The sequence below is a fragment of the Burkholderia stabilis genome, from assembly GCF_001742165.1.
In the GTDB taxonomy this organism is placed as follows: Bacteria; Pseudomonadota; Gammaproteobacteria; order Burkholderiales; family Burkholderiaceae; genus Burkholderia; species Burkholderia stabilis.
This window is the reverse complement of record NZ_CP016442.1, coordinates 2,808,455-2,832,578: the sequence shown is the minus strand read 5'-3', so window position 1 is coordinate 2,832,578 and position 24,124 is coordinate 2,808,455. Positions and strand designations below refer to the sequence as shown.

Sequence of the window (24,124 nt, the reverse complement as noted above, 5' to 3'; positions counted from 1 at the left end):
CTGTTCTCGACATGCCGGCCAGCCGGTCCCATGGAGGTTTCGCATGCTAGGACGTCTAGCCACGCACCTCGCCATCGGCTTGCTGAAACTGCTCGCCCTGCTGCCGTACGGCTTGACCGCACGGTTCGGCGATGGTCTCGGCTGGCTGCTGTACCAGATCCCCAGCCGGCGAAAGGGCATCGTACACACCAATCTGAAACTCTGCTTCCCGGACTGGAGCGACGCGCGGCGCGAGGAAGTGGCAGGGCAGCATTTCCGCCATGCGATCCGCAGCTACGTCGAGCGCAGCGTGCAGTGGTTCGGTTCGGAGAAAAAGCTCGAGAAGCTGATCCAGGTCGACAGCGCGGTCGACCTCACCGATCCCGACCTGCCGCCGACGCTGTTCCTCGGCCTGCATTTCGTCGGCATCGAAGCCGGTTCGATCTGGCTCAACCGTTCGCTGCAGCGCCGCTGCGGGTCGCTTTACCAGCCGTTCTCGAACGCGGTGCTCGAGGAAGAGGCGAAGAAGGCGCGCGGGCGCTTCGACGCCGAGATGGTCGGCCGCGCGGACAGCGCGCGCGTCGTGCTGCGCTGGTTGCGCGACCGCAAGCCGGTGATGCTCGGTGCCGACATGGACTACGGGCTGCGCAACTCGACGTTCGTCCCGTTCTTCGGCGTGCCCGCCTGCACGCTGACGGCCGTCGGCCGGCTCGCGAAGACGGGCCGCGCGCAGGTCGTGCCGTTCATCGGCGAGGTGCTGCCGAACTACAAGGGCTACCGGCTGAAGGTATTCAAGCCGTGGGATCACTACCCGACCGGCGACGACGATCTCGACGCGCGGCGGATGAACGAATTCCTCGAGGAACAGATCCCGCTGATGCCCGAGCAGTACTACTGGGTCCACAAGCGCTTCAAGACGCGCCCGCCCGGCGAGCCGAGCCTGTACTGACCCCGCCATGCGAGCCCGCGGGCGCGCCGTCAGGTGCGCGCCTGCGCTCTCGCCACCTTCGGCGCGCCTTTCGCGCGCGCGCGCCACAGATCGAACGCAACCTGCTGCGCGAGCCATAGATCGGCCCGCCCGCCATTGTCCTCGCCCAGCCACGCCTCGAGACGCAGCGCCATTTCCGGCGAGATGCCGGCATGGCCGTGCAGGATCCGCGACAGCGCCGCGCGCGTCACGCCGAGCTGTGCGGCGGCCTCGGTGACGGAGAGACCGAGCGCAGGCAGCACGTCATCGCGCAGCGCTTCGCCCGGATGGGGCGGATTGAAGATGCCTGTCATGGCTTGAATCACCTCAGTGGTAGTCCTGGTAATTGACCAGGACGACATCGGAGCCCTCGAACCTGAACGTCAAGCGCCAATTATCGCTCACGTTGACCGCGTAGTAACCGTCCAGCCCACCGGCAAGGCCGTGAAAACGCCAGCCCGGCACGTTCATGTCGAGCGGCCGGCACGCCACGTCGAGACGGGCAAGCTGGCGCCGCAGCCTTGGAGCATGGCCCGGCAGGATGCCCGCCTTGCTCCCGTTCATGAAAAACGCTTCCAGCCCCTTGTGCTGCCATGACTTGATCATGGACCTCCCACACTCGACTCGCGAAGTCGACAGCATGGCCGTGAAGCGTATAGCCAAACTATACGAACCGCTTGATTTCCTTGTCAATTTGACCCGAACGAAAACGTGCGTCCGGCTCGTCCCGTGCTTTCGCCATGTATCGGGCGTGCATCGCCAACCCCGCCTTCGCTGCGGCAACGCCCGCCACACCGCATCAATTTGTCCGCTCGCTTCTGTCGCGACCAGTCGACCAATCGACAGATACGGCCCGCCTCGCCCTCACCGGCGACGTGAAACGCCCCGCCCGCGCAGGACGCCCCTGTCGGCTGCATGTATCATTTGCGGTTGAGATCAGCACGACGAACGAGGCCGCCCGGCGTGGCGGCGGGCCGTTCGCATCGTGCCGACCGCCTTGTTCGCCATGGAATTCCGGACCCAGTGAAACTCTCGTTCACCAAGATGCACGGCGCGGGCAACGACTTCGTCGTGCTCGACGGCTATTCGCGCGCGTTGCCGCCGCTCACCGAGGCGCAGGTGCGCGCGCTCGCCAACCGGCACTTCGGCATCGGCGCCGACCAGTTGCTGCTCGTCGAAAAACCGACCGTCGACGGCGTGGATTTCAAGTACCGGATCTTCAATTGCGACGGCGGCGAGGTCGAGCACTGCGGCAACGGCGCGCGCTGCTTCGTGAAATTCGTCAGCGACCGCGGCCTGACCGACAAGCGCAGCGTGCGCGTGCAGGTCATGAAGGGCCTGATCACGCTGACGCTGCAGGACAACGGCGAAGTCGTCGTCGACATGGGCGCGCCCGTGTTCGAGCCGGCGCAGGTGCCATTCGACGCGTCGGGTCTCGACGGCCGCACCGAAGGCCGCGACACGCTGTGGCCGCTCGACGTCGGCGGTGCGACGCGCTGGATCTCGACGGTGTCGATGGGCAATCCGCACGCGGTGCAGATCGTCGACGACGCCGAAGCGTATCCCGTGCTGGAGGAAGGCCCGCTGATCGAGCGCCACGCGCGCTTTGCGCAGCGCGTAAACGCCGGCTTCATGCAGATCGTGTCGCGCAGCGAAGTGAACCTGCGCGTGTACGAGCGCGGCGCGGGCGAGACGCTCGCATGCGGCACGGGCGCGTGCGCGGCGGTGGCGGCCGGCATCCGGCGCGGCCTGCTCGATTCGCCCGTGACCGTGCACACGCACGGCGGCACGCTGACGATCGGCTGGGACGGCGCGCGCGACGAAGCCGCCGCGCTGATGATGGCCGGCCCCGCCACGACCGTGTTCGAAGGCGAGATCGACCTGAACGCCTGACCCTGCAACGTCCCTGATAACTGAACGCTCCAGCCACATGAACGATCGCGAAGTCGCCGACTACCTGCTCGCCAACCCCGAATTCTTCGCGCAGCACGCCGAACTGCTCGCGACGATCCGTCTCGCGAACCCGCACGGCAAGGCCGCGATCTCGCTGCAGGAGCGGCAGATGGAGATGTTGCGCGACAAGAACAAGCATCTCGAGCGCCGGCTCGCCGAGCTCGTGCGCTACGGCCACGAGAACGACAGCCTGTCCGCGAAGTTCAGCCGCTGGACCGCGCGCGTGATCGCGGAACGCGATCCGTACGCGCTGCCGCGCACGATCGCCGACGGCATCGCCGACGTGTTCGACGTGCCGCAAACCGCGCTGCGCGTGTGGGACGTTGCCGACACCTACGCGCAGGCCGATTTCGCGCGCCAGGTCGGCGAGGAAGTGCGCCTCTTCACGAACGGCCTGTCGACGCCGTACTGCGGCGCGAACACGGGCTTCGAGGCCGCGCAGTGGCTCACGCCCGCGCTCGCCGCGTCGGCCGCGAGTGCGGCGGAAGGCGCCGAAGCCGCACCGGCCGGCGACGGCCCGGCCGCCTCGGTCGCGCTGCTCGCGCTGCGCGCGCCGCTCGCCGGCACCGACGCACCCGCCTTCGGCCTGCTCGTGCTCGGCTCGCCCGATCCGCGCCGCTTCCACGACGGGATGGCCACCGATTTCCTCGCGCAGATCGCGACGCTCGCCAGCGCGGCGCTCACGCGCCTGCTGCCGCACTGATCCGCCGAACGCGATGACAGACGATCCGATCGCCGCCTACCTGTCGAACCTGAAGCACGTCAGGCAGCTGTCGGAACACACGCTGCGCGCGTACACGCACGAACTCGACGAGCTGAAAAAGCTCGCGGCCGGCCGGCCGCTCGACGCGCTGACGGCCGCCGACATGCGCGGCGCGGTCGCGCGCGCGCATGCGGGCGGGCTGTCCGCACGGTCGATCTCGCACCGCCTGTCGGCGTGGCGCGCGTTCTACCGCTGGCTCGCGCAGCGCATCGAGATGCCCGCGAACCCGGTCGCCGCGGTGCGCGCGCCCAAGCGGCCGAAAACGCTGCCGAAGGCGCTGTCGGTCGACGACGCATCCGCGTTGATGGACGCACCGGTCGCCGACACGACCGAAGGCATCCGCGATCACGCGATCCTCGAGCTGTTCTATTCGTCCGGGCTGCGCCTGGCCGAGCTGATCGGGCTCGACGTCATGTACACCCAGGCCGACGGCTACCGCTCGGCCGGCTGGCTCGATCTGGCCGAAGCCGAAGTCACCGTGCGCGGCAAGGGCAACAAGGAGCGCAAGGTGCCGGTCGGCCGCAAGGCGATCGAAGCGCTGAACGCATGGCTCGCGGTGCGCGGCGAATTCGTGAAGCACGATCCGCATCCGCTCTTCCTGTCCGTGCGTGGCAACCGGATGGCGCCGGGCGTCGTGCGCGACCGCGTGAAGCGCGCCGCACTCGCCGCCGGCATCCCCGCCAACGTCCATCCGCACGTACTGCGCCATTCGTTCGCAACGCACGTGCTGCAGTCGAGCGGCGACCTGCGCGCGGTGCAGGAGCTGCTCGGCCACGCGAGCGTCGCCGCGACGCAGGTCTATACGTCGCTCGACTTCCAGCACCTCGCGAAGATTTACGACAGCGCGCATCCGCGCGCGAAAAAGCGCGACTGACGCGCTTCCCGTGTTACCCGCCGCGCGCGGCGCCGGCAACGGCCGGCTGCGGGCGCGGCCCACTTCGATCTCATCATGCAAACCGTCACACTCAAGCCGTCCAAGGAAAAGTCGCTGCTGCGCCGCCATCCGTGGGTCTACGCCAATGCGATCGACCGCGTCGACGGCAAGCCCGCGCCCGGCACGACCGTGATCGTGCGCGCGCACGACGGCCGCTTCCTCGCGCGCGGCGCGTACAGCCCGCAGTCGCAGATCCGCGTGCGCATATGGAGCTTCGACGAGAACGAGCCGATCGACCACGCATTCTTCAAGCGCCGCGTGCAGCGCGCGGTCGCGCACCGCACGACGATGGTGTCGGGCACGGGCGCGGTGCGGCTCGTGTTCGGCGAGGCCGACGGGCTGCCGGGGCTGATCGTCGACTACTACGTCGCGGACACCGCGGAAGCCGGCGCCGCGCCGCGCGGCCAGCTCGTCTGCCAGTTCATGGCGGCGGGCGTCGAAGCATGGAAGGACGCGATCGTCGCGGCGCTCACCGGCGCGACGGGCTGCCCGAACGTGTACGAACGCTCGGACGTGTCGATCCGCGACAAGGAAGGGCTCGAACAGACGACCGGCGTGCTGGCCGGCGATGCGCCGCCCGCAACGCTGATCGCGAACGAAAACGGCGTGCGTTACCACGTCGACGTGCCGAACGGGCACAAGACCGGCTTCTACGTCGACCAGCGCGACAACCGCGCGCTCGTCGCGCAATATGCGGCCGACCGCGACGTGCTGAACTGCTTCTGCTACACGGGCGGCTTCTCGCTCGCGGCGCTCAAGGGCGGCGCGAAACGCGTCGTGTCGATCGACTCGTCGGGCGATGCGCTCGCGCTCGCGCAGCAGAACGTCGTCGCCAACGGCTTCGATGCCGAACGCGCGACCTGGCTCGACGCCGACGCGTTCAAGACGCTGCGCCGCCTCGTCGACGAAGGCGAGCGCTTCGACCTGATCGTGCTCGATCCGCCGAAGTTCGCGCCGACCCGCGACAGCGTCGATCGCGCGGCGCGCGCGTACAAGGACATCAACCTGAGCGGCTTCAAGCTGCTGCGTCCGGGCGGCCTGCTGTTCACGTACTCGTGCTCGGGCGCGATCGACATGGACCTGTTCCAGAAGATCGTCGCGGGCGCGGCTGCCGATGCGAAGGTCGACGCGCGCATCCTGAAGCGGCTCGGCGCGGGCGTCGATCACCCGCTGCTCGCCGCGTTCCCGGAAGGCGAATATCTGAAGGGGCTGCTGTTGCAAATCGTCTGATCGCCCCGATCTTGGCGGACAGCCCTGTCCGCCGGCCCTGCCTGGCGGGCCAGCGCTCGCGCCTGTCGTCCGGACGACGGGCGGGGGCTTGACAGGTATGTTTCAATGAATGGTTGTGCGCCCCGGCTCGCAGCGCGAGGGCGCGACGCACATCCTGGTTTTGACCCCGATTCACGAACCACAGGCGACCGACATGGCCACTCCCGTCACCATCCTTACCGGCTTCCTCGGCAGCGGCAAGACGACGCTGCTCAAGCGCATCCTGAACGAACAGCACGGCATGAAGATCGCCGTGATCGAGAACGAGTTCGGCGAAGAGAACATCGACAACGAAATTCTCGTGCAGGACACGACCGAGCAGATCATCCAGATGAGCAACGGCTGCATCTGCTGCACGATCCGCGGCGACCTCGCACGCGCGCTCGGCGATCTCGCCGCGAAGAAGCGCGAAGGCAAGCTCGACTTCGACCGCATCGTGATCGAGACGACCGGCCTCGCTAACCCGGGCCCCGTCGCGCAAACCTTCTTCATCGACAGCGAAATCGCCGACGACTTCCTGCTCGACGCGGTCATCACGCTCGTCGACGCGAAGCACGCGAACGCGCAGCTCGACGAACACGAAGTCGTGCAGCGCCAGGTCGGTTTCGCCGACCGCCTGTTCATCACGAAGTCGGATCTCGTCGACGACCAGACCGTCGCCGGCCTCAAGCACCGCCTGATGCACATGAACCCGAAGGCGACGATCAGGATCGTGAATTTCGGCGAAGCCGACATCAAGGAGATCTTCGACCTGCGCGGCTTCAACCTGAACGCAAAGCTCGAGATCGACCCCGACTTCCTCGCCGAAGACGATCACGCGCATCACCACCACGATCACGACCATGATCACGATCACGCCGATTGCGACCACGATCACGGTCAATGCGCGCACGATCACGAGCACGGTCACGGCCACCACAATCACCACCACGCGCATCACGACGACAAGATCAAGTCGTTCGTGTACCGCAACGACCGCCCGTTCGACCCGAACAAGCTGGAAGACTTCCTCGGCGGCATCCTGCAGATCTACGGCGAGCGGATGCTGCGCTACAAGGGCGTGCTGTACATGAAGGGCGTCGACCGCAAGGTCGTGTTCCAGGGCGTGCACCAGATGATGGGCAGCGACCTCGCCGCGAAGTGGCTGCCGGTCGAGAAGAAGACCAACAAGATGGTGTTCATCGGCGTCGATCTGCCGCAGGACCTGATCACCGACGGCCTCGACGCCTGCCTCGCCTGACGCGCGCGGGCGCCGTTTGCGCCCTTTTGCGCCCCGCCCGCGCCGCCGCTTTCGCGGCGGCCCCGGCGGCGGCGTGCGGGGAGGGTTTCGCCGTCATCGCTTTTTCGCGATTTGCGCGTTATATTTTCTAGATATTGGCGCAGCCGACGGGGATCGACCCGATACGGCGCCCGCTTGCGATTCAGTTACAATACGTGCCCGCTGGAGTACGGCAACAAACAGGCCCGGTTCTTGCTGAACCAGTTTCCGGGCATCGCAACCGCGCCGGATCGCCAATCCGCCACCCGGCCGCGGCCGATGCGATCTGCCGCGCAGCATACCGGTTCGCCGCGCGCGCAAATCCGCGCCAGGTCTGTCCTGGTATTTGAGAACCGGTTTTCCAGAGGCTTTCGGCCCCGCGGCGGCAAATCGCAAATGATTGCAAGCGCGGTTGCGGGTAATCCCAAAGTGCAGGCAATATCTCTTGATTTGCCGCACATTGAAGAAGCAAGCAGATGACGAAGAAACTCTTGACCGAAGCCGAAATCCTGAAGATGAGCGACAAGGATTACATGAATGAGGATCAGCTCGCCTTCTTCAAAAATCGGCTCGAACAGTTGCAGGCGGACATCCTCAAGAATGCAGGCCAGACGACCGAGAACCTCCGCGAGACGGTGATCGTGCCCGATCCCGCCGATCGCGCGACGATCGAGGAAGAGCACGCGCTCGAACTGCGTACGCGCGATCGCGAACGCAAGCTCCTCAAGAAGGTTCAGCAGTCGCTCGCCCGCATCGATTCCGGCGATTACGGCTGGTGCGAGGAAACCGGCGAACCGATCGGCATTCCGCGCCTGCTCGCGCGCCCGACGGCCACGCTGTCGCTCGAGGCGCAAGAGCGCCGCGAGCTGCGCCAGAAGCTGTTCGGCGACTGATCGAGCGGCGTTCCGCTCCGACACGCTGCTTCCCGAAAGCGCGCGGCCTGCCGCGCGCTTTTTGTTTTTCCGGCACCGGTTCCCGCACCTGCTCCCGTTAACAACGTGCCCTTGCGGCGGCCAGCGCCTCAAGCGATGTTTCCAAAACGGCGAACGTGCGCTGGCCCGCCGATTTGCCTCCCGCCTCTTGATATCCCGGCGCCCGCCCTAAAATGAAACGGACGCGCGCCGGGCCGCTCCCCGGCGCACTGCGATTCACGCGGCGGCGCCTCGCGCCGCCCGACTCTTCCCCGTTTTTCTCAAGGAACGCAGATGGAGCAATTTCACGGCACGACCATCGTTTCGGTCCGGCGCGGCGACAAGGTCGCGCTCGGCGGCGACGGCCAGGTAACCCTCGGCAACATCGTCATGAAGGGTGGCGCGCGGAAAGTGCGGCGGATCTACAACAACCAGGTACTGGTCGGATTCGCGGGCGGCACCGCCGATGCGTTCTCGCTACTCGACCGCTTCGAGGCGAAGCTCGAGAAGCACCAGGGCAACCTGACCCGCGCGGCCGTCGAGCTCGCGAAGGACTGGCGCACCGACCGGATGCTGCGCCGCCTCGAAGCGATGCTGATCACGGCCGATGCAACCACGACGCTCGTGATTACCGGCAACGGCGACGTGCTCGATCCGGAAGGCGGCATCTGCGCGATCGGCTCGGGTGGCGCGTATGCGCAGGCCGCGGCCCGCGCGCTCGCGGAAAACACCGAGCTGTCGCCGCGCGAAATCGTCGAGAAGTCGCTCGAGATCGCCGGCGACATGTGCATCTACACGAACCACAACCGCATCATCGAAACGATCGAGTAAGGACCGCACCATGAGCACCATGACCCCTGCCGAGATCGTCTCGGAACTCGACAAGCACATCATCGGCCAGGCGAAGGCGAAGAAAGCGGTTGCGGTCGCGCTGCGCAACCGCTGGCGCCGTCAGCAGGTCGCCGACCCGCTGCGCCAGGAAATCACGCCGAAGAACATCCTGATGATCGGGCCGACGGGCGTCGGCAAGACCGAAATCGCGCGCCGCCTCGCGAAGCTCGCGGATGCGCCGTTCATCAAGATCGAAGCGACCAAGTTCACCGAAGTCGGCTACGTGGGCCGCGACGTCGACAGCATCGTGCGCGACCTCATGGAGACCTCGGTCAAGCAGACGCGCGAAACCGAGATGCGCAAGGTGCGCAGCAAGGCGACCGACCAGGCGGAAGACCGCATCCTCGACATCCTGCTGCCGCAGCCGCGTGCGGTCGGTTTCGGCGGCAACGCCGAACACGCGAACGACGACAACAACGCGACGCGCCAGACGTTCCGCAAGCGCCTGCGCGAAGGCCAGCTCGACGACAAGGAAGTCGAGCTCGACCTCGAACAGCCGTCGGCCGGCATGGACATCATGGCGCCGCCAGGGATGGAAGAGATGACCGAGCAGATCCGCTCGATGTTCTCGAACCTCGGCAGCGGCAAGAAGCAGCGCCGCAAGGTGAAGATCAAGGAAGCGCTGAAGCTGCTGACCGACGAGGAAGCGGCGAAGATGCTGAACGAAGAGGAAGTAAAGACGAAGGCCGTGCAGAACGTCGAGCAGAACGGCATCGTGTTCCTCGACGAGATCGACAAGATCACGTCGCGCAACAACGAAGGCAGCGGCGGCGAAGTGTCGCGCCAGGGCGTGCAACGCGACCTGCTGCCGCTCGTCGAAGGCACGACGGTCAACACGAAGTACGGGATGGTCAAGACCGATCACATCCTGTTCATCGCGAGCGGCGCGTTCCACCTCGCGAAGCCGAGCGACCTGATTCCCGAACTGCAGGGCCGCTTCCCGATCCGCGTCGAGCTCGACTCGCTGTCGGTCGAAGACTTCGAGGCGATCCTCGATGCGACCGACGCGAGCCTCGTGAAGCAATACCAGGCACTGCTCGCGACCGAAGACGTGCAGCTCGAATTCGCCGACGACGGCATCCGCCGTCTTGCGGAGATCGCGTTTGCGGTCAACGAGAAGACCGAGAACATCGGCGCGCGCCGGCTGTACACGGTGATCGAGAAACTGCTCGAGGAAGTGTCGTTCGCGGCCGGCAACCACGCCGGCGAGCGCGTGACGATCGACGCGAAATACGTCGACCGGGCGCTCGGCGAAGTGTCGCAGGACGAGGATCTGTCGCGCTACGTGCTGTAACGTAACGCGCGCGATGTCCGACGCAAAACGGGCGGCCCTTTCGGGGCCGCCCGTTTTCGTTGGTGCGCAGGGCTGGCCACCGTGCGTCGCCGGCCCGCAGGCGTGATCGCGCACCGAAGGTGCGCGGCGCGCCCCCGCTTACTGCCGCACCGGCTTCTTCGCGAGCTTGCGCTGCAGCGTGCGGCGGTGCATGTTCAACGCGCGCGCGGTCGCCGAGATGTTGTTGTTGTTCTCGGCCAGCACGCGCTGGATGTGCTCCCATTCGAGCCGGTCGACCGACAGCACGACCGGGTTCTCGAGCGCCTCGTCGGCCTGCACTTCGGTCGCGTTGGTCTGCAGCGCGGCCAGGATCGACTCGACGTTCGCGGGCTTCGCGAGATAGTTGTCGGCGCCTTCCTTCACCGCTTGCACGGCGGTCGCGATGCTCGCGTAACCGGTCAGCACCAGGATTCGCGCATCGGGCTGCAGGTCGCACAGCGGCGCGATCAGGCTCAGGCCCGAATCCTCGCCGAGATGCAGGTCGACGGTGATGAACTGGAACTTGCCGCCGGCGGCGAGCCTGAGCGCCGTCTCCTTGTCGTGCGCCTGCTGGACCGCGTAACCGCGGCGCTCGAGGCCGCGCGCGAGCGTGCCCGCGAACACCTCGTTGTCGTCGATCACCAGGAAATTGTTCTCGCTCATGTGGTTTCTCCGTCTACGTGTTGGTTGAGGCGGCCGGCGCCGCGACGCGCACGACCGGCAGGCGCAGCACGGCCCGCGTGCCGCGCCCGGTAGCTGCTCCGGCCGCGCGGCCGTCCGGCGCGAGCGTCGTTCGTTCGGCCATGCGTTCGCCCGCGCGCTGGCCCGACACAGCAGCGGCCTGGCCGTTCGTCGCTGCACTGCCGGCCCGCCCGTTGCCGCCTGCCGCGCGCGGCGTGACATCGGACAATTCGATCTCGCCGCCCAGCCGCGCGGCTGCGCTGAACGCGAGATACAGGCCGACCCCGTGTCCGCCCTGCGTACTGTCGACCGGCATCGCGCCGAGCGATTCACGCAACGCGGCCGGAATGCCGGGCCCATCGTCGCATACCTCGAATTCGATTTCGTCGGCCGGACGATCGTGCGCGACCTTCGCGGCCAGCGTCACGCGCTGCGGGCTCGCGCGCGCGGCGTTGTCGAGCAGGATCGTCAGGATCTGGCCGGCCGCGACCGTGTCGTCGAGTGCGACGCCCGCCGGACGCGCGCCGAGCAGCTCGAACTGCACGTGCGGATGCCGCAGGCGCCAGTGCTCGACGAACGTGTCGAGCCAGTCGTCCACCGGCTGGCGGCTCGCGGGCGCGCTCGCGCGGCTGCGCAGGCGCGCGAGCGCCGACGTGCAAAGCGTCATCTGTTCTTCGAGCACCTTCAGGTCGGCCTCGTAGCGGGCGAGCCCCGGATCGGCGCGCGCCGCGTCGCGCAGTTCCTCGGCGAGCATCGCGATCGTCGACAGCGGCGTGCCCATCTCGTGTGCGACGGTGGCGGCCTGCACGCCGAGCGCGACCGCCCGCTCGTCGCGCAGCAGGTGCTGCTGCGCCTCGCCGAGCGCCGCATCGCGCTGGCGCAGCGCGTTCGACATGCGCGCGACGAACCACGCGATCAGCCCGACGCTGACCATGAAGTTCGCCCACATCCCGGTGCGGTAGTAGTCGAACAGGTTCGCGGGATTGTCCATGTTGAGCGGCACCGAATCGAAGCCGAGCGCCGCGTAGCATGCGACCGCGAACGCCGCGAGCCAGATCATCAGGTGCCACGGCAGCACGGCCGCCGCGATCGCGAGCGACGGCAGGTACAGCGACACGAACGGGTTGGTCGTGCCGCCCGACAGGAACAGCAGCGCCGACAACGCGCCGAGGTCGACCCACAGCTGGCCGAGCAGCTCGAAATTGGTCTCGGGCCGCGCGCGCAGCACGCGCACCCAGGTCAGCGCGTTGAAAACGATTTCGAGCGCGATGACCATCAGCATCGCCGGTAACGGCAGATGCACGCCGAAATAGGTCTGCACGACGCCGATCGTCACGAGCTGGCCGATGATCGCGAGATTGCGGAGCCAGAACAGGTGACTGAGGTTGACGCGTCCGGTGGTGGTGATTCGTTGCATCCGGGCAGTTTACCCGTTTAGCGGGCGGCGCCTCTAGCGGGGCCGGATCGGCGCGCGCGAACCACGCGCACCGTGTGCGCGGCAGACGCCGTCAGCCGGCCGCGCCGGCCATGCGCTGCGCGATCTCGTCGGCCAGGCATTCGGGGCAGCGGCAACGCGCGCCGGCCGCGGGCTGCGCGCCGCCGGGCAGCGCCGGCATCGACGCGCACCAGCACTCGAACGGCTGCGTACGCGCGCCGCAGTCGAAGCCGCGCCCGCAGTGCGGACAGCGCGCGCGGCGCGGGGCGGAACAGGCAGCGGCGGCGGAATCGGTCATGGAGGAATCGCGGAAGCGGGCGAGCAATCGCCCCACGCGACAAGCATAGCGCGGCGCACGGAATTTGCACGCCGGCCGCCCGGCCGATGCGCGCCGCGAACGCACGCGGCCCACCCTGCTGCTGCCGCCCGCGCGGCATCGCCCGCATCGCGCAGCGCCATAGCCGGCGGGCCGCCGCGTGCGGCGCCCGCCCCGCGCCACCTGCCTTCCGGCCAGCCCAAAAACCCGATGCTGCGCTGCGCCACTCCTGTACAATTCGCCCTGTTTCAACCGTTCCCAGCCAGAGCCGCCGCCATGTCCGAGCCCATCGACCTCTCGCAAATCGCCCCCACGCTGAAGGCAGAAATCCTCGCCGAAGCGCTGCCGTACATCCGCCGCTACCACGGCAAGACCGTGGTCATCAAATACGGCGGCAACGCGATGACGGAAGAGCGGCTCAAGCAAGGCTTCGCGCGCGACGTGATCCTGCTGAAACTGGTCGGCATCAATCCGGTGATCGTCCACGGCGGCGGTCCGCAGATCGACCACGCGCTGAAGAAGATCGGCAAGGCCGGCACCTTCATCCAGGGCATGCGCGTCACCGACGAAGAGACGATGGAAGTCGTCGAATGGGTGCTGGGCGGCGAAGTGCAGCAGGACATCGTGATGCTGATCAACCACTTCGGCGGCCACGCGGTGGGCCTGACAGGCAAGGACGGCGGCCTGATCCACGCACGCAAGCTGTTGATGCCGGACCGCGACAACCCGGGCCAGTACATCGACATCGGCCAGGTCGGCGAAGTCGAGGCGATCAACCCGGCGGTCGTGAAGGCGTTGCAGGACGACGCGTTCATCCCGGTGATCTCGCCGATCGGCTTCGGCGAAGATGGCCTGTCGTACAACATCAATGCAGACCTCGTCGCGGGCAAGCTCGCGACCGTGCTGAACGCCGAGAAGCTGCTGATGATGACCAACATCCCGGGCGTGATGGACAAGGACGGCAACCTGCTGACCGATCTGTCCGCGCGCGAGATCGACGCGCTGTTCGAGGACGGCACGATCTCCGGCGGCATGCTGCCGAAGATCTCGTCGGCGCTCGACGCCGCGAAGAGCGGCGTGAAGTCGGTGCACATCGTCGATGGCCGGATCGAGCACTCGGTGCTGCTGGAAATCCTGACCGAGCAGCCGTTCGGCACGATGATCCGCTCGCATTGAGCGCGCGCCGCCCGCCCCCTTCCCCCGACCTGCCGGCCGCCCTGCGGCGCCGGCGCATCTCGCGCAGCCGGCCGCGTGCCGGCGCGCCCGTCTGGCTGTTCGATCTCGACAACACGCTGCACCACGCATCGCACGCGATCTTTCCCGAGATCAACCGCGCGATGACGCAGTACATCATCGACACGCTGCAGGTCGAGCGGGCCGAAGCCGACCGCCTGCGCACCGGCTACACCGAGCGCTACGGCGCCGCGCTCCTCGGCCTCACGCGCCATCACCCGATCGATCCGCACGATTTCCTGCGCGCGGTCCACACGTTTCCCGATCTCCCCGCGATGCTGCGCGCCGAACGCGGCCTCGCGCGCATCGTCGCCGCGTTGCCGGGCCGCAAGCTGATCCTGACCAACGCGCCGGAGAACTACGCGCGCGCGGTGCTGCGCGAGCTGCGCATCGAGCGGCTGTTCGAGCGCGTGATCGCGATCGAGCACATGCGCGACCGCCGCACGTGGCGCGCAAAGCCCGATCACACGATGCTGCGCCGGACGCTGCGCGCCGCAAATGCGCGCATGTCCGACGCGATCCTCGTCGAGGATACGCGCGGCCACCTGAAGCGCTACAAGCGTCTCGGCATCGGCACGGTCTGGATCACGGGCCACCTGCCCGGCCATCTGCCGGGAACCGGACGCCCGCATTATGTCGATCAGCGCATTCGTTCGTTAAAATCGCTGCGACTGGGCACACGATCGGGGCGACAAAAATGCAGCCGACTTACCCGCAGGACCAAGCCGTAACGGAAAGCCAGGCCACACCGCCGCGCCCGCGCCCGAAGCCGGGCGAGCGCCGCGTGATGATCCTGCAGATGCTCGCGACGATGCTCGAGGTGCCGAAACCCGAGAAAATCACGACTGCCGCGCTCGCGGCCCGGCTCGACGTGTCGGAAGCCGCGCTCTACCGGCATTTCCCCAGCAAGGCGAAGATGTACGAAGGGCTGATCGAGTTCATCGAACAGGCGCTGTTCGGGCTCGTCAACCAGATCGTCGAAAAGGAGCCGAACGGCGTGCTGCAGGCGCGCACGATCGCGCTGACGATGCTCAATTTCGCCGCGAAGAACCCCGGCATGACGCGCGTGCTGACCGGCGAGGCGCTGGTCGGCGAGGACGAGCGGCTCACCGAACGCGTGAACCAGCTCATCGATCGCATCGAAGCAACCGTCAAGCAGTGCCTGCGGGTCGCGCGCACGGAGGCGAACGCGCCCGACGGCACGGCGCCGTTCGCGCTGCCGGCCGACTACGATCCGGCCGCGCGTGCGAGCCTGCTCGTCAGCTACGTGATCGGCAGGTGGCACCGCTTCGCGAAAGGCGGATTCCAGAAATCGCCGGGCGAGCAGGCCGACGCGCATCTGCGGCTGATCCTCCAGTAAGCGCAGCGTCGCCGGCCTCGCAACTCCGCGCGCCGCGCCGGCACGGCCGACGGCTGCGTATCGGACGGCATTCGCCGCAACGCGCATGAAATTCGAACTTATCCAATATCGCATTTAGTCAGTGCAGGCTATTTTTTCACCCAATCAAGCAAATCGAGGTGATTGGGTGAAGTACACATTCCTGATGTTCCGGGCGCGCCACTGCCGGCAACTCGCGTACTCCGTGGCATTCGCCGGCGCGGTGGCGCCCTGGCCGTCGGCAGCCGAGGTCCGCACGGAAGGCGGGCGGCAGGCCGATGGCGTGGTTTTGGAGGTCGCCCCCGGCGACTATTCGACGTCCGGCGACAACCGCCCGGTATTCTCCGCGCTCAACGGCGGCAGCCTGATCGCCACCGGCAAGACGCGCCTCTTCTCGTTCGGGCACGGTTCGAGCGGCGCCGCCGCCACAGGCAGCGGCTCGCACATCGAACTGCGCAACACCGAAATCCGCACCCGCGGCATTTTCGCCACCGGCATCGACGCCCGCTCCGGCGGCAGCGTAAGCGCCGACCAGGTCACCATCGACACCGATCATGACAGCGCACACGGCGTCTTTGTCGAGGGCGCCGGCAGCCACGCCGACATCGTCGACAGCCTGATCGTGACGCGCGGGCGCGAGGCGCATGGCATCGCCCTGCACCATTCGCCGGGCGGCGCCGTCGTCAACCTGGCCGATACGCAGATCCTCACGGGAGGCGATTTCGCCAATGGCGTCTACATGGGCGATGACGGCCTGCACGCGCGCGTCGAACGCGCCGCGATCCGCACGACGGGCGACCATGCGTCGATCCTGTTCATGCCGGGCGCCTCCACCGCGACATTCGACGATTCGCGCCTGCAAACCGACGGTTACGCCGCGCTCGGCGTGGACACGCGCGAAGGCCATGTCGAACTCGCGCGCACGCAGGTACTGACCAACGGGCACAGCTCGCACGGCCTGTACGCATCGAAGGAATACACCGGCACGCCATCCGTGAACGCGATCGACACGCAGGTGACGACGACCGGTGAGCGCGCAATCGGCGCAATTGCCCGGCTCGGCGGCAGGATCGCGATGACCGGAGGCGGCGTCGCCACGCACGGCGAACGTTCGCTCGGCGTCGTCTCCACCGGCACGGATTCGGTGGCCGCGCTCACCGATCTGGCCGTCGAAACGCATGGCAAGGACGCCGACGCACTCCATGCCGGCGCCGGCGGCACGATCGACGTGCTGCGCACCCGCGCGCACGCAACCGGCGACGGCGCGCATGCCGCGCGCGTCCTCGGCGGTACGCTGAACGTCGACCACGGCGTGCTCCTGAGCGAGCGATACAGCGCCATCGAAGCCGGCGATGCCGTCATCGCGCTGCGAAACGGCGCGCGCGCCGCCGGTGGCAACGGCACGCTGCTGTCGGTACGCGCGCAGTCAGGCGCTCCGGTACGCCTGACGCTCGAATCCGGCGCGCACGCCCAAGGCGACATCGTGAACCGCCCGGCCGACGACGGCAGCGCGACGCCTGCCGTGACCGACGTCGCACTGTCCGGCGCGTCGACGTGGGCCGGCGCCACGCATGCCGTGCGCGCGCTGTCGCTCGACACGAACAGCCGCTGGACCGTCACCGCCGATTCGACCGTCGGCTCCGTCGCACTGAACGGCTCGACGATCGCGTTCGCCGAGCCGAATGCCGGCGTGCCGCGCACGCTCGCCGTGCAGGGCGACTACGCGGCAAACAACGGCAAGCTGGTGATGCACGCGGTGCTCGGCGACGATGCGTCGCCCGCCGACCGCCTCGTGATCGACGGCGGCCACGCGTCCGGCAATACGGGGATCATCGTGAAACGCACCGGCGGCGAGGGCGCACAGACGACGATCGGCATCCCGCTCGTCGAAACCCGCAACGGCGGCACGACGGACGCCGCGGCATTTGCACTCGATGCCGCATCCGACGGCTACCGCCAGGGCTTCGGCACACTGTCTGCGGGCGGCTACGACTACATGCTCGCGCGCGGCGGGCAAGGCGGTCAGGCGGACGACTGGTATCTCGTGTCCGCCGCGCAACCCGAACCGCCGGTACCACCGGTCCAGCCCGGCCCGGGCGATCCCGATCCGTCAGTCAAGCCGGAAACCAAGCCGGAAATCGGGCCGCCGCCGCGCGCGGTCGCCCCCGAACCCGATGCGTATCTCGCCAACGCCGATGCGGCCGCGACGATGGCGATCCACTCGCTGCATCAACGTGAAGACCGGACGCTGCGCACCGAAGACGCCGCAGCAGGCCCGCTCGACGGCGCGGTCTGGATGCGCGCCGAGGGCCAGTTCACGTCGCAGTCGGGCGGTACGCGCAGCGTATCGGGCACCGGCCGCCTGATCCACGCGGGCGCGGACCTGCTCCGGTTCGACGACGGCCGCGGTGGCCACTTCCGCATCGGCGCGATGGGTATGTATGGCAGCCGCACGAGCTGGTCGACGCGCCCGCTATGGAATGCGGCCGAGCAACGCATCGCGAACGCCACCGCGCGCGGCAGCGTCGCGGGCTACAACGCGGGCCTGTACGGCACGTGGTACGGCAATCGCGACAGCCTGTCCGGCCCGTACGTCGATGCGTGGGTGATGTTCGGCGCGTACGCGAACCATGTCGGCGGCAGTCTCGCCGGCGATTCGTATCGGTCGCGCACCGTCACGGGCTCGCTCGAGGCCGGCCATTCGTTCCCGCTCCTCAGCAGCGGCGACACGCGCTTCTTCGTCGAGCCCGAGGCGCAACTCATCGTGTCGGACTACCGCGCGGCCGCGCACGACGCACCGGGCGGGCGCCTCGACGCACAGGGCTCGACCGATGTGCTGACCCGCGTCGGCGTGCGCGTGCACGGCGTGACGGCGATGGCCCACGGGCGCGCGCTTCGGCCGTTCATCGAAGCGAACTGGTGGCACGGGCCCGGCTCGCGGTCGCTGACGCTCGACCGCAACGCCTTCTCGTTCAGCGTCCCGCGCGATCGTGCGGCGCTCCGGGTCGGCGCGACCGGCGAAATGTCCCGGCGGTTCGCGGTGTCGGCCAGCGTCGGCGTGGAAGGCAATTTCTCCGACTACTCGGTGGTCAGCGGGCAGCTCGCCGCGAAATACCGCTGGTAACGTGGCGGCGCGGCGGCGGGCCGAAGCTGCCCGGCCGTCGAATCCGCCGTGAAATCCGTGCCCTGCGGAATTCCGCTATACTTTCCCGACTGCCGCCACCCTTGGCGGCATGTCGGAAACGCGCCGATTTGCTGACTCGATTGCGGGCGCGCGAACCGGCCGGGGCTTCGTCCCGGCGGTTCACTACAAATGCGGCTAAAGAGGTCGTCAGCCGCGCATCTCCGACTCCGCGCATCGCCGACACCATTTAGCTGCCCAGTCATAAGGCGGAACGAATGGAATCGATCGGCATCGTCGCTCCACAGACCATGCACTTCGCCGAACCGCTGCGCTTGCAAAGCGGCAGTGTGATCGGCAACTATCAGCTCGTCGTCGAGACGTACGGCGAACTCAACGCCGCGCGCTCGAACGCGGTGCTCGTCTGCCACGCGCTCAATGCGTCGCATCACGTCGCCGGCGTCTACGCGGACGATCCGCGCAGCACCGGCTGGTGGGACAACATGGTCGGGCCCGGCAAGCCGCTCGACACCAACCGCTTCTTCGTGATCGGCGTGAACAACCTCGGCTCGTGTTTCGGCTCGACCGGCCCGATGAGCACCGATCCGTCGACCGGCAAGCCGTACGGCGCGCGCTATCCGGTCGTCACCGTCGAGGACTGGGTGCACGCGCAGGCGCGCGTCGCCGACGCGTTCGGCATCGAGCGCTTCGCCGCCGTGATGGGCGGCAGCCTCGGCGGAATGCAGGCGCTCGCGTGGAGCCTGATGTATCCGGAGCGCGTCGCGCACTGCATCGACATCGCGTCGACGCCGAAGCTGTCCGCGCAGAACATCGCGTTCAACGAGGTCGCGCGCTCGGCGATCCTGTCCGACCCCGACTTCCACGGCGGCGACTACTACGCGCACGGCGTGAAGCCGAAGCGCGGCCTGCGTGTCGCGCGGATGATCGGCCACATCACGTATCTGTCCGACGACGACATGGCCGAGAAATTCGGCCGCGCGCTGCGCCGCGCCGACGGCGCGCTCGATGCGTACAACTTCAGCTTCGACGTCGAGTTCGAAGTCGAGTCGTACCTGCGCTACCAGGGCGACAAGTTCGCCGACTACTTCGACGCGAATACCTACCTGCTGATCACACGCGCGCTCGACTACTTCGACCCGGCCAAGGCGTTCGACGGCAACCTGACGGCCGCGCTCGCGCAAACGCAGGCGAAATACCTGATCGCGAGTTTCTCGACCGACTGGCGTTTCGCGCCCGCGCGTTCGCGCGAGATCGTGAAGGCGCTGCTCGACAACAAACGCACGGTCAGCTACGCGGAAATCGACGCGCCGCACGGCCACGACGCGTTCCTGCTCGACGACGCGCGCTATCACAACCTGATCCGCGCGTATTACGAACGAATCGCCAACGAGGTGGGTGCATGAACCAGCAAGCGCTGAATTCCCTGTCCGCGCGCGCGGACTTCCGCACGATCGCGCGCTGGGTCGAGCCGCGCTCGACCGTGCTCGACCTCGGCTGCGGCGACGGCTCGCTGCTCGCGCTGCTGATGGAGGAGCTGGACGTCACCGGCTACGGCATCGAGCTGAATGACGCGGGCGTGCTCGCGAGCACGAAGAACGGCATCAACGTGATCCAGCAGAATCTCGAGGACGGCCTGCGCCTGTTCGAGGATCACAGCTTCGACATCGCGATCCTGTCGCAAACGCTGCAGACGATCCACCAGACGGCCGCGATCCTGCGCGAAACGGCGCGCGTCGGCCGCGAGTGCATCGTGTCGTTCCCGAACTTCGGCTACTGGTCGCACCGGCTGTCGGTGCTGCACGGCCGGATGCCCGTGTCGAAATCGCTGCCGTACCAGTGGCACAACACGCCGAACGTGCGGGTGCTGACGATCAAGGATTTCGAGGCGCTCGCGCCCGAAGTCGGCGTCACGATCCTCGACCGCGTCGTGCTGCACGAGGGCCAGCCGATTCGATGGGGAGCGAACTGGCGTGGTAGTCTTGCTGTCTACCGCGTCAAGCGCAGCTGAGCCGGGGGGCCGTTGACGAACGCCGGGCCCGGCCCGCGCTGCCCCCTCCCGCCGCGCGCTGCCGCCGCCATCAGTCAACGCTACCCAGTTTCTGTCCATGTCGAAAACGCCACACGAGGCGCCCGCACTCACCGCTCACGAGGATCACCCCGGCTGGCGAGCCTATCTGAACACGCACATGCTGATCTGCGTGTTCCTCGGCTTCACGTCGGGTCTGCCCCTCTTCACGCTCGTCTATCTCGTGCAGGCATGGCTGCGCTCCGAGGGCGTGAACCTGAAGGAAATCGGCCTGTTCGCGCTGATCCAGTTCCCGTACACGTGGAAGTTCCTGTGGGCGCCGCTGATGGACCGCTACCTCCCGCGCCTGCCCGGCTGGCGGCCGGGCCGCCGGCGCGGCTGGATGCTGCTCACGCAGGTGCTGGTCGCGGGCGCGATCGCCGCGCTCGGCTTCGTGTCGCCGCGCGATTCCATCTGGACGGTCGCCGCGCTCACGACGCTCGTCGCGTTCTTCGGCGCAAGCTCCGACATCGTGATCGACGCGTATCGCCGCGAACTGCTGCGCGATACCGAGCAGGGCCTCGGCAACGCGATTCACGTGAATGCGTACAAGCTCGCCGCGCTGATCCCCGGCTCGCTCGCGCTGATCCTGTCCGACCACCTGCCGTGGGACGTCGTGTTCGCGCTCACCGGCGCGTTCATGCTGCCGGGCATCCTGATGACGCTCGTCGTGCGCGAACCCGAAGTGATCGGCGCGCCGCCGCGCAACCTGCGCGACGCGATCGTGCTGCCGTTCCGCGAATTCATCCAGCGTGACGGCTGGGCCGGCGCGCTGCTCGTCATCGCATTCATCTTCCTGTTCAAGATCGGCGACACGATGGCCACCACGCTGTCGACGTCGTTCTTCCTCGACATCGGCTTCTCGCGCACCGAGATCGGCATCGTCGCGAAAACCACCGCGCTCGTCGCGAGCGTCGCCGGCGGCATCATCGGCGGCGTGTGGCTCGTGAAGATCGGTATCGGCCGCGGGCTGTGGATCTTCGGCGCGCTGCAGATGGTGTCGACGCTCGGCTTCGCGTGGCTCGCGCAGCTCGGCCCCGGCTCGCCGGCCCTCGCGGTGCTCTACGACTTCACCGTATCGACGAGCCACGCGATCGCGTCGGCGCTGTCGGTGTTCGGCATTGCCGTCACGCCGCAATTCAGCCCGATGACGGTCGCGCTCGCGCTCGTCTACGGTGTCGAAACCTTCACGACCGGCCTGACGATGGCCGCGTTCGTCGCGTACATCGCGAGCACGACCGACCCGCGTTATACGGCCACGCAGTTCGCGCTGTTCACGAGCCTTGCATCGGTGCCGCGCACGCTCGCGTCGGCCGCGAGCGGCTTCATCGTCGCGAAGATCGGCTGGTTCGACTACTTCATCGTGTGCACCGCGCTCGCGATTCCCGGCATGCTGCTGCTGTTCAAGATCGCGCCGTGGAACGGTACCGCACGCAATGGCGAGGCCAGCCGTGCGCAGTAACCGCCTGCACCGCCTCGCGCGCGCTGCGGCTTCGTTGAGCGTCGGCGTCGCGGCACTCGCCGCGGGGCTCGCGCACGCGACCGACACCGGCGCGAGCACGGCAGGCTCCGCGCCGGCCGCGGCGCCGGCTGCGCCTTCGGCGCCCGCCGCAGCCGTTCCGCCGGCCGCCGCCGAAGCCGCGCAGCCGACCGGCTCCGCCGCGTCGACGAAGGCCTATACGCCGGCACCGCCGCAGGTTCGCTACGGCAACGAGATCGCCTTCCGCACGCTGATCCCGTCACAGCTGCTCGAGCAGCTCACCGCGAACGAATACGCGCAGATCGTGCAGGCGGCCGCCGACAGCAACCGCCTGCTGCCCGCGAGCCAGCCGCGCGTGAAGCGCCTGCGCGCGATCGTCGCGAAGCTCGCGCCGTATTCGGTGAAATGGAACGACCGCGTCAAGAACTGGACGTGGGACGTCAACGCGATCCGCTCGCGCGACATCCGCCTGACCTGCCTGCCGGGCGGCAAGGTGCTCGTGTACGGCGGCATGCTCGACCGCATCCGCCTGAACGACGACGAGTTCGGCGTGCTGCTCGCGCACGGCATCGCGCACGCGCTGCGCGAACACGCGCGCAGCAACTTCAGCGCGACCTCGCAAACGTCGCTGCGCGCGGCCACGCTGCCGCCGCTGTTCGGCGTCGGCGATCCGCTGCCGCAGGCACTGAACATCGGCGAGCGGCTGCAAGCGCTCCACTACGACCCGACCGACGAGACCGAAGCCGACGTGATCGGCGGCGACATCGCCGCCCGCGCGGGCTTCGATCCGCGCGCGGCGATCACGCTGTGGGACAAGCTCGCGGTCGCGACGCGCGCGAACAAGACGACCGGCTTCATCTATACGCATCCGTACAGCACGGCCCGGCGCCAGGATCTGTTGAACCGCCTGCCGGACCTGATGCCGCTGTACGCGAAGGCGATCGGCAAACGCGTCGACACGCTGCCCGACTACGCGGGCATCAGCGCGCAACGGCGCAAGGTCGTGCGGCGCTAGGCGTCGACGTCCGATTCGGCGGACAGGTCGATCGCGGCGCGCCCGCCGATCGTCCGGCTGCCGCTCTCGCGCATCCAGCGCACTTCGTCACCCGGGCTGCGGCCGAACAGCCGCTTGAACTCGCGGCTGAACTGCGACGCGCTCGCATAACCGACGCGCGCGGCGGCCGCGCCGGCGCCGATTCCGTCCTGCACCATCATCAGCCGCGCCTGGTGCAGCCGCGCGGCCTTCACGTACTGCATCGGCGACGTCGCCGTCACGTGCTTGAACTGCGCGTGGAATACCGCAAGGCTCATCCCGGCTTCGCGCGCGAGCGTCTCGACGTCGAGGTCGGCCTTGAGTTCGAGGTGGATGCGCCGCAGCGCCTTCGCGATGCGGCCGAAGTGATGCTGCTGGACGAGCGCCGCGCGGATCGCGTCGCCCTGCGCGCCTGTCAGCACGCGGTACGCGATCTCGCGCATGATCGCGGGCCCGAGCACGCGCGTGTCGTGCGGCGACGCGAGCGCCTCGAGCAAGCGCACGACCGCGTCGGCCAGCGGCGCGTCGAGCGGCGTCGAATAGACGCCGTGCGGCTCGCTGACGGCCGCGCCGAGCGTTTCGTCGAGCAGGATCGCGAGCTCGGCGATCACCGCGAGATCGATGCGGATCGAGATCGCGAGAAACGGCTCGTCCATGCTCGCGAAGGTCTCACATTCGAACGGCAGCGGCACCGACAGCACGAGATATTGCTGCGCGTCGTAGACGAACGAGCGGTCGCCGAGATAACCGAGCTTGCGCCCCTGACACACGACGATGATGCTCGGCTCGTACAGCACCGGCATGCGCGGCGCGGGACGGCTCACGCGGATGAAGCGCACGCCGTCGAGCGCCGCGAGCGTGTCGCCCTCGTTCGGCGCGAGGCGCGTGTGCAGTTCGATCATGCGGCGCTGCACGCGCTCGCCCGCGTCGGCGAAAAGGGGCTGGAAGCTCATCGGCGTGGTCCTGTCCGGCAAGAGAATCTGGCTCGCAATGTAGCACCTTGAAGGCATTTTGACGGCCGTTCGCGTGCAATTCGAGAGGAATAGGCAAATCTTCCAGACCTTCGTGTATTTCGCCGCAACGCCGCACTCCTTACGATGACGTCCTGCCTCGCCGCATCACCA

General features: G+C 67.8%; 24 protein-coding genes. 18 read left to right on the top strand and 6 right to left on the bottom strand.

Annotation, left to right across the window (positions count from 1 at the left end; all coding sequences use genetic code 11):
• Positions 1 to 43 precede the first annotated feature (43 nt).
• Entirely contained in the window at positions 44 to 928 is an 885-nt protein-coding gene (lpxL, locus tag BBJ41_RS13180; RefSeq protein WP_069746750.1) for a lauroyl acyltransferase LpxL, read from the top strand.
• Positions 929 to 957: 29 nt separating this feature from the next.
• Here lpxL and BBJ41_RS13175 read toward each other — a convergent pair whose 3' ends face one another.
• Both BBJ41_RS13175 and BBJ41_RS13170 read right to left on the bottom strand, forming a co-directional pair.
• Complete coding sequence (locus BBJ41_RS13175) at positions 958 to 1,260, bottom strand: HigA family addiction module antitoxin (RefSeq protein ID WP_069746749.1); 303 nt, start codon at positions 1,258 to 1,260, stop codon at positions 958 to 960.
• 13 nt (positions 1,261 to 1,273) lie between these two features.
• Positions 1,274 to 1,552 (bottom strand): type II toxin-antitoxin system RelE/ParE family toxin, encoded by a 279-nt coding sequence (locus tag BBJ41_RS13170; protein ID WP_069747694.1) that lies wholly within the window; start codon positions 1,550 to 1,552, stop codon positions 1,274 to 1,276.
• A gap of 417 nt (positions 1,553 to 1,969) precedes the next feature.
• On the opposite strand from BBJ41_RS13170, the gene dapF reads away from it, so the two are divergent.
• From dapF to hslU, 9 genes are all read left to right on the top strand, one after another.
• On the top strand, positions 1,970 to 2,839 hold the full coding sequence (gene dapF, locus BBJ41_RS13165) for a diaminopimelate epimerase (protein WP_069746748.1): 870 nt from the start codon (positions 1,970 to 1,972) through the stop codon (positions 2,837 to 2,839).
• Positions 2,840 to 2,876: 37 nt separating this feature from the next.
• On the top strand, positions 2,877 to 3,602 hold the full coding sequence (locus BBJ41_RS13160; protein WP_069746747.1) for a DUF484 family protein: 726 nt from the start codon (positions 2,877 to 2,879) through the stop codon (positions 3,600 to 3,602).
• 13 nt (positions 3,603 to 3,615) lie between these two features.
• A complete protein-coding gene (xerC, locus tag BBJ41_RS13155; RefSeq protein ID WP_069746746.1) occupies positions 3,616 to 4,536 on the top strand; it encodes a tyrosine recombinase XerC in 921 nt (306 codons plus the stop codon).
• Positions 4,537 to 4,611: 75 nt separating this feature from the next.
• A complete protein-coding gene (locus tag BBJ41_RS13150) occupies positions 4,612 to 5,826 on the top strand; it encodes a class I SAM-dependent rRNA methyltransferase (RefSeq protein ID WP_069746745.1) in 1,215 nt (404 codons plus the stop codon).
• Between the two features lie 193 nt (positions 5,827 to 6,019).
• Positions 6,020 to 7,105, top strand: a complete 1,086-nt coding sequence (locus BBJ41_RS13145) for a CobW family GTP-binding protein (protein WP_069747693.1) — start codon at positions 6,020 to 6,022, stop codon at positions 7,103 to 7,105.
• Positions 7,106 to 7,279: 174 nt separating this feature from the next.
• Positions 7,280 to 7,603 (top strand): hypothetical protein, encoded by a 324-nt coding sequence (locus tag BBJ41_RS41450; protein ID WP_156814788.1) that lies wholly within the window; start codon positions 7,280 to 7,282, stop codon positions 7,601 to 7,603.
• Positions 7,600 to 8,016, top strand: coding sequence for an RNA polymerase-binding protein DksA (gene dksA / locus BBJ41_RS13140; protein ID WP_006477498.1), 417 nt, complete (start codon positions 7,600 to 7,602; stop codon positions 8,014 to 8,016). Before BBJ41_RS41450 ends, dksA begins: the two co-directional genes overlap by 4 nt.
• Before the next feature lie 312 nt (positions 8,017 to 8,328).
• Entirely contained in the window at positions 8,329 to 8,865 is a 537-nt protein-coding gene (hslV, locus tag BBJ41_RS13135; RefSeq protein ID WP_006760749.1) for an ATP-dependent protease subunit HslV, read from the top strand.
• Positions 8,866 to 8,875: 10 nt separating this feature from the next.
• Positions 8,876 to 10,219, top strand: coding sequence for an ATP-dependent protease ATPase subunit HslU (gene hslU / locus BBJ41_RS13130; protein ID WP_069746744.1), 1,344 nt, complete (start codon positions 8,876 to 8,878; stop codon positions 10,217 to 10,219).
• A gap of 138 nt (positions 10,220 to 10,357) precedes the next feature.
• Here hslU and BBJ41_RS13125 read toward each other — a convergent pair whose 3' ends face one another.
• The 3 genes from BBJ41_RS13125 to BBJ41_RS13115 all read right to left on the bottom strand — a co-directional run bounded on the left by BBJ41_RS13125 (position 10,358) and on the right by BBJ41_RS13115 (position 12,651).
• Positions 10,358 to 10,900 carry a response regulator transcription factor gene (locus tag BBJ41_RS13125; RefSeq protein WP_011546464.1) on the bottom strand — a complete coding sequence of 181 codons (543 nt, stop codon included), beginning with the start codon at positions 10,898 to 10,900 and terminating at the stop codon, positions 10,358 to 10,360.
• 13 nt (positions 10,901 to 10,913) lie between these two features.
• The gene (locus tag BBJ41_RS13120) at positions 10,914 to 12,335 is read right to left on the bottom strand and encodes an ATP-binding protein (protein ID WP_069746743.1); all 1,422 of its coding nucleotides are present in this window, start codon (positions 12,333 to 12,335) and stop codon (positions 10,914 to 10,916) included.
• A 91-nt stretch (positions 12,336 to 12,426) separates the two neighbouring features.
• Positions 12,427 to 12,651 (bottom strand): cysteine-rich CWC family protein, encoded by a 225-nt coding sequence (locus tag BBJ41_RS13115; RefSeq protein ID WP_069746742.1) that lies wholly within the window; start codon positions 12,649 to 12,651, stop codon positions 12,427 to 12,429.
• A 294-nt stretch (positions 12,652 to 12,945) separates the two neighbouring features.
• Here BBJ41_RS13115 and argB point away from each other — a divergent pair, with 294 nt between their 5' ends.
• From argB to BBJ41_RS13075, 8 genes are all read left to right on the top strand, one after another.
• Entirely contained in the window at positions 12,946 to 13,845 is a 900-nt protein-coding gene (gene argB / locus BBJ41_RS13110) for an acetylglutamate kinase (protein WP_006490510.1), read from the top strand.
• The gene (locus BBJ41_RS13105; RefSeq protein WP_069746741.1) at positions 13,842 to 14,633 is read left to right on the top strand and encodes a pyrimidine 5'-nucleotidase; all 792 of its coding nucleotides are present in this window, start codon (positions 13,842 to 13,844) and stop codon (positions 14,631 to 14,633) included. The genes argB and BBJ41_RS13105 overlap by 4 nt, the downstream gene beginning before the upstream one ends.
• Complete coding sequence (slmA, locus tag BBJ41_RS13100; protein WP_069746740.1) at positions 14,600 to 15,262, top strand: nucleoid occlusion factor SlmA; 663 nt, start codon at positions 14,600 to 14,602, stop codon at positions 15,260 to 15,262. Before BBJ41_RS13105 ends, slmA begins: the two co-directional genes overlap by 34 nt.
• Positions 15,263 to 15,428: 166 nt before the next feature.
• Positions 15,429 to 18,404: an autotransporter family protein gene (locus tag BBJ41_RS13095; protein WP_236872030.1), complete on the top strand. Its 2,976-nt coding sequence runs from the start codon at positions 15,429 to 15,431 to the stop codon at positions 18,402 to 18,404.
• A gap of 275 nt (positions 18,405 to 18,679) precedes the next feature.
• Entirely contained in the window at positions 18,680 to 19,825 is a 1,146-nt protein-coding gene (gene metX, locus BBJ41_RS13090; protein WP_069746739.1) for a homoserine O-succinyltransferase MetX, read from the top strand.
• Positions 19,822 to 20,430 carry a methionine biosynthesis protein MetW gene (gene metW, locus BBJ41_RS13085; protein WP_069746738.1) on the top strand — a complete coding sequence of 203 codons (609 nt, stop codon included), beginning with the start codon at positions 19,822 to 19,824 and terminating at the stop codon, positions 20,428 to 20,430. Before metX ends, metW begins: the two co-directional genes overlap by 4 nt.
• A 97-nt stretch (positions 20,431 to 20,527) precedes the next feature.
• Complete coding sequence (locus BBJ41_RS13080; protein WP_069746737.1) at positions 20,528 to 21,949, top strand: AmpG family muropeptide MFS transporter; 1,422 nt, start codon at positions 20,528 to 20,530, stop codon at positions 21,947 to 21,949.
• A complete protein-coding gene (locus BBJ41_RS13075; RefSeq protein ID WP_069747691.1) occupies positions 21,939 to 22,982 on the top strand; it encodes a M48 family metallopeptidase in 1,044 nt (347 codons plus the stop codon). The genes BBJ41_RS13080 and BBJ41_RS13075 overlap by 11 nt, the downstream gene beginning before the upstream one ends.
• Here BBJ41_RS13075 and BBJ41_RS13070 read toward each other — a convergent pair.
• Entirely contained in the window at positions 22,979 to 23,953 is a 975-nt protein-coding gene (locus BBJ41_RS13070) for an AraC family transcriptional regulator (RefSeq protein ID WP_069746736.1), read from the bottom strand. The genes BBJ41_RS13075 and BBJ41_RS13070 overlap by 4 nt on opposite strands.
• Positions 23,954 to 24,124: the final 171 nt, after the last annotated feature.

Coding starts and splice junctions, on each gene's coding strand:
- lpxL (WP_069746750.1), top strand. CDS start 44: ATGCTAGGACGTCTAGCCACGCACCTCGCCATCGGCTTGCTGAAACTG.
- BBJ41_RS13175 (WP_069746749.1), bottom strand. CDS start 1,260: ATGACAGGCATCTTCAATCCGCCCCATCCGGGCGAAGCGCTGCGCGAT.
- BBJ41_RS13170 (WP_069747694.1), bottom strand. CDS start 1,552: ATGATCAAGTCATGGCAGCACAAGGGGCTGGAAGCGTTTTTCATGAAC.
- BBJ41_RS13160 (WP_069746747.1), top strand. CDS start 2,877: ATGAACGATCGCGAAGTCGCCGACTACCTGCTCGCCAACCCCGAATTC.
- xerC (WP_069746746.1), top strand. CDS start 3,616: ATGACAGACGATCCGATCGCCGCCTACCTGTCGAACCTGAAGCACGTC.
- BBJ41_RS13150 (WP_069746745.1), top strand. CDS start 4,612: ATGCAAACCGTCACACTCAAGCCGTCCAAGGAAAAGTCGCTGCTGCGC.
- BBJ41_RS13145 (WP_069747693.1), top strand. CDS start 6,020: ATGGCCACTCCCGTCACCATCCTTACCGGCTTCCTCGGCAGCGGCAAG.
- dksA (WP_006477498.1), top strand. CDS start 7,600: ATGACGAAGAAACTCTTGACCGAAGCCGAAATCCTGAAGATGAGCGAC.
- hslV (WP_006760749.1), top strand. CDS start 8,329: ATGGAGCAATTTCACGGCACGACCATCGTTTCGGTCCGGCGCGGCGAC.
- hslU (WP_069746744.1), top strand. CDS start 8,876: ATGAGCACCATGACCCCTGCCGAGATCGTCTCGGAACTCGACAAGCAC.
- BBJ41_RS13125 (WP_011546464.1), bottom strand. CDS start 10,900: ATGAGCGAGAACAATTTCCTGGTGATCGACGACAACGAGGTGTTCGCG.
- BBJ41_RS13120 (WP_069746743.1), bottom strand. CDS start 12,335: ATGCAACGAATCACCACCACCGGACGCGTCAACCTCAGTCACCTGTTC.
- BBJ41_RS13115 (WP_069746742.1), bottom strand. CDS start 12,651: ATGACCGATTCCGCCGCCGCTGCCTGTTCCGCCCCGCGCCGCGCGCGC.
- argB (WP_006490510.1), top strand. CDS start 12,946: ATGTCCGAGCCCATCGACCTCTCGCAAATCGCCCCCACGCTGAAGGCA.
- slmA (WP_069746740.1), top strand. CDS start 14,600: ATGCAGCCGACTTACCCGCAGGACCAAGCCGTAACGGAAAGCCAGGCC.
- metX (WP_069746739.1), top strand. CDS start 18,680: ATGGAATCGATCGGCATCGTCGCTCCACAGACCATGCACTTCGCCGAA.
- metW (WP_069746738.1), top strand. CDS start 19,822: ATGAACCAGCAAGCGCTGAATTCCCTGTCCGCGCGCGCGGACTTCCGC.
- BBJ41_RS13080 (WP_069746737.1), top strand. CDS start 20,528: ATGTCGAAAACGCCACACGAGGCGCCCGCACTCACCGCTCACGAGGAT.
- BBJ41_RS13070 (WP_069746736.1), bottom strand. CDS start 23,953: ATGAGCTTCCAGCCCCTTTTCGCCGACGCGGGCGAGCGCGTGCAGCGC.